The following is a 470-nucleotide window of genomic DNA, read 5'->3' as shown; positions in this document are numbered from 1 at the left end:
ATCTTGCGGTGCTCGACACCCTTCCAGTAGATCACCAGTGGAATCGGATCGATGAAGTAGCCGCCGACATCCGGGTCGGCCTGCTGTGCCGGCGGATCGGGGAAGGTCGAGTGGTCGGCAGTGATCACCAGCACCGTGTTCTCGTGCAGGCGGCTGGCCATGAATCGCTGCAGGAAGTCGCCGATGTTGTGGTCGTAGGTGTGGAATCGGTTCAGTACCTGATTCCCCCCGTCACCGTACTTCTCCTCGCCATCAAGGAACGCATGCGTCTGGAAGTTGTAGGCCGCGGCGAAGAACGGCCTGTCCCGGGGCTGTGCCTCCAGCTCATCGAGCATCGCGCTGAACAATTGCGGATCGGAAAGATACTTCGGCCGTTCCTCGTCCGGCGTGGTGCGCAGGTGTTTGTCGAACAGGTAGTCCCTGCCCAGTGTCGCGTCGAAGCCCAACGTTTCGATCATGTTGTTGAGGAA

Annotated in this window: 1 protein-coding gene; it reads right to left on the bottom strand. The window is 60.0% G+C overall.

Going from position 1 to position 470, the window contains the following annotated elements; translation table 11 throughout:
• Positions 1 to 470: sulfatase-like hydrolase/transferase (locus D7X32_RS44625; protein ID WP_147450547.1), on the bottom strand; the 470-nt coding region annotated here is incomplete at both ends.

This window comes from Corallococcus carmarthensis (genome assembly GCF_003611695.1).
GTDB classification, from domain to species: Bacteria; Myxococcota; Myxococcia; order Myxococcales; family Myxococcaceae; genus Corallococcus; species Corallococcus carmarthensis.
The sequence above is the reverse complement of the archived record's forward strand: the minus strand, read 5'-3'. Positions and strand labels throughout refer to the sequence as shown.